This is a genomic window from Streptomyces sp. NPDC002537, assembly GCF_053594975.1.
In genome coordinates this window covers 1-3,598 of sequence record NZ_JBSFWT010000179.1, presented here as the reverse complement: position 1 = coordinate 3,598, position 3,598 = coordinate 1, and the positions used below count along the sequence as shown (strand labels likewise).

Annotated in this window: 1 protein-coding gene; it reads right to left on the bottom strand. The window is 71.3% G+C overall.

From position 1 onward, the window contains the following. A partial coding sequence (locus ACWD4A_RS35150; protein WP_451200521.1) for a type I polyketide synthase occupies nt 1–3,598 on the bottom strand: 3,598 nt, incomplete at both ends.

The following is a 3,598-nucleotide window of genomic DNA, read 5'->3' as shown; positions in this document are numbered from 1 at the left end:
GCCGGCAGCACCAACGGCGCCTCCAACGTCAACTCCTCCAACACCCCACACCCGACCTGATCCCCCGCCCGAATCGCCAACTCCACAAACCCGGTGCCGGGGAAGAAGATCGAGCCGCCGACGACATGGTCGGCCAGCCAGGGCTGGGTCTGGGCGGAGAGGCGTCCGGTGAAGAGGAACCCCTCGGAATCGGCGAGCGCGACGGCCGCGCCCAGCAGGGGGTGATGGGTGGCGCCGAGGCCGATGGCCTCCGGGTCACCGTGGTCCGTCGGCGTCTGGGACCAGAAACGGCGGCGCTGGAAGGCATAGGTCGGAAGGTCGACCCGGCGGGCTCCACTGCCCTCGAACACCGCGGGCCAGTCGACTTCGCCGCCTGTCGCGTACACGCGGCCCAGCCCGGCCAGCAGCGACCGCGCCTCCGGCCGTCCCTTGCGCAGCAACGGCACGCACACCGTGCGCTCCGGCTCCTCGCTCTCCGCCAGGCACGTCTGCGCGAGACCCGTCAGAACACCGTCGGGGCCCACTTCCACGAATCGTGTCACTCCACGGTCCGCCGCGCTGCGCACCCCCGCGTCGAAACGCACCGCCTCGCGCACATGCCGCAGCCAGTACGTCACGGAGCGCAGCTCGTGCGGATCGGCCACGTCACCGGTCACGTTGGACACCACCGCCAACTGCGGCTCGGCAAACGTCAGTTTCTCCAGGACCCGCTGGAAGTCGGCCAGCATCGGCTCCATCAGCGGCGAGTGGAAGGCGTGCGACACCTTCAGCCGGGACGTCTTGCGGCCCTGGGCCCGCAGTCGCTCCGCAACCTTCTCCACCGCCGTCCCTGGACCGGAAAGGACGACGGACCGCGGACCGTTGACCGCGCCCAGTCCGACCCCGTCGACCTCCGCGAGCAGCGGCAGAGTCTCCTCCTCCGTCGCCTCGACCGCGACCATCGCACCGCCGGCCGGGAGCGCCTGCATCAGCCGGCCCCGCGCGGCGACCAGCTCGCACGCGTCCGCCAAGGACAGCACCCCGGCGATGTGTACGGCGGCGATCTCGCCGATCGAGTGACCCATCACGAGGTCCGGGCGCACTCCCCAGGAGCTCAGCAAGCGGTAGAGGCTCACCTCGATGGCGAACAGGGCGGGCTGGGCGTACTCGGTGCGGTCCAGGAGGTCGGCCTCCGCCGACCCGTCCTCCGCGAACAGCACTTCCTTCAGAGGCCGCTCCAGCAGACCGTCGAACCGGTCGCAGACCTCGTCCAGCGAACGGGCGAAGACGGGGTACGCCTGGTACAGCTCACGGCCCATCCCGGCGCGCTGCGCGCCCTGCCCGGTGAACAGGAACGCGGTCTTGCCGCCGGCCCGTGCGGTGTCCGGCGCGGTCGTGCCCTCCGCCAGGGCGCGCAGGCCGGCCAGCAGCTCGGTCCTGTCCGCGCCCAGTACGGTCGCGCGCTGTTCCAGCGCACCGCGCGTCGCCGCCAGGGACCAGCCCACGTCCGCCGGACGGAGCTCGCCGTCCTCCTCCACGAACGACGCGAGCCGCGCCGCCTGGGCGCGCAGGCCGTCCTCACCGCGGGCGGAGACGACCCACGGCACCACGACGTCACTCGGCGGCCGGACCGCGGAGGAGTCCGTGGCGGGCTTCGCGGCGGGTGCCGCCTGCTCGATGATCACGTGCGCGTTCGTGCCGCTGATGCCGAAGGACGAGATGCCGGCGCGACGCGGCCGGTCCGCGTTCCACTCGACCTCTTCGGTGAGCAGGCGCATCGCGCCCGCCGTCCAGTCGATGTGGGTGGACGGCGCGTCCACGTGCAGGGTCCTGGGCAGTACGCCGTTGCGCATGGCCATGACCATCTTGATGATCCCGGCCACGCCCGCGGCGCCCTGGGTGTGCCCGATGTTGGACTTGACCGATCCCAGCCACAGGGGGTGGTCGGCGGGACGGTCCTTTCCGTATGTCGCGAGCAGCGCCTGTGCCTCGATCGGGTCGCCGAGGACCGTACCCGTGCCGTGCGCCTCGACGGCGTCCACATCTGCCGGAGCCAGTCCGGCATTGGCCAGCGCCTGGCGGATGACACGCTGCTGGGCGGGGCCGTTCGGCGCGGTGAGGCCGTTGCTGGCACCGTCCTGGTTCACGGCGGAGCCGCGTACGTGCGCGAGCACCCGGTGGCCGTTGCGCCGCGCGTCCGACAGCCGCTCCACCACCAGGATGCCGACGCCCTCGCCCCAGCCCGTGCCGTCGGCCGCGGCGGCGAACGCCTTGCATCGGCCGTCGCGGGAGAGTCCTCGCTGGCGGCTGAACTCCACGAAGGCCGCGGGTGAGGCCATGATCGTCACACCGCCCGCGAGGGCGAGGTCGCACTCGCCGTTGCGCAGCGCCTGGCTCGCGAGGTGCAGGGCGACCAGGGACGAGGAGCACGCCGTGTCCACCGTCACCGCCGGGCCCTCCAGGCCGTACGTGTAGGCGATGCGGCCGGAGACGATGCTGCCGGAGCTGCTGCTGCCGGTGTAGTCGTGGTACACCACGCCGGCGAAGACACCGGTGGCGCTGCCCTTGAGCGTCGCGGGGTCGATGCCCGCCCGCTCGAACGCCTCCCAGGACGTTTGCAGCAGCAGTCGCTGCTGCGGGTCGGTGATGAGGGCCTCGTTGGGGCTGATGCCGAAGAAGTCCGCGTCGAAGTCGGCCGCGTCGTGCAGGAACCCGCCCTTGTTGACGTAGGTGGTGTCCGGGCGGGACTCGGTGGGGTCGTAGAGCCGGTCGGTGTTCCAGCCCCGGTTCTCGGGGAAGTCGGTGATCGCGTCGTCGCCGTCGGAGACCAGTTTCCACAGGTCCTCGGGCGACTCGATGCCGCCCGGGAAACGGCAGGACATACCGACGATGACGATCGGGTCGTCGGCGAGTACGGCGGTCGACGGCAGAACGACGGCTGCGGCCACGTCGCCGGAGACCTCGGACAGCAGGTGGTCCGCGAGGTCGCCGGCGGTCGGGTAGTCGAAGATGAGGGTGGCCGGAAGCCGCAGGCCGGTCGCGGTGTTGAGGCTGTTGCGCAGCTCGACCGCGGTCAGCGAGTCGAAACCCAGATCACTGAAGGCCCGGTCGGGCGCGATCGCGGCCGGGGTCGCGTGTCCCAGCACCGCGGCGACCTGCCCACGCACCAGGTCCAGGACCGCTTCGTGGCGCTCGGACTCGGGGAGTGCGGCGAGTCGTTCGCCGAGCGAGCCGACGGCTACGGCCGAGGTCCGTGAGATGGCCTGCCGGCGTGCCGGGCGTCCGGTGAGGTGGTGGTAGAGGGGCGGCAGTTCCGTTCCCTGCGCCCGCAACGCCTCCACATCAAGCCGCACCGGAACCAACGCCGCATCCGCACGCGCAGCCGCGCCGAACAACCTCAAACCATCATCCACCGACAACGGCAACACACCACCACGCGCCATCCGCGCACGATCACCCTCCGACAACCCACCCCCCATACCACCGACATCCCCCCACAACCCCCACGCCAACGCCGAACCAGACAACCCCCCAGCCACCCGCAACTCCACCAAACCATCCAAAAACGCATTCGCAGCCGCATAATTCCCCTGCCCCGGCACACCCAACACACCAGCAG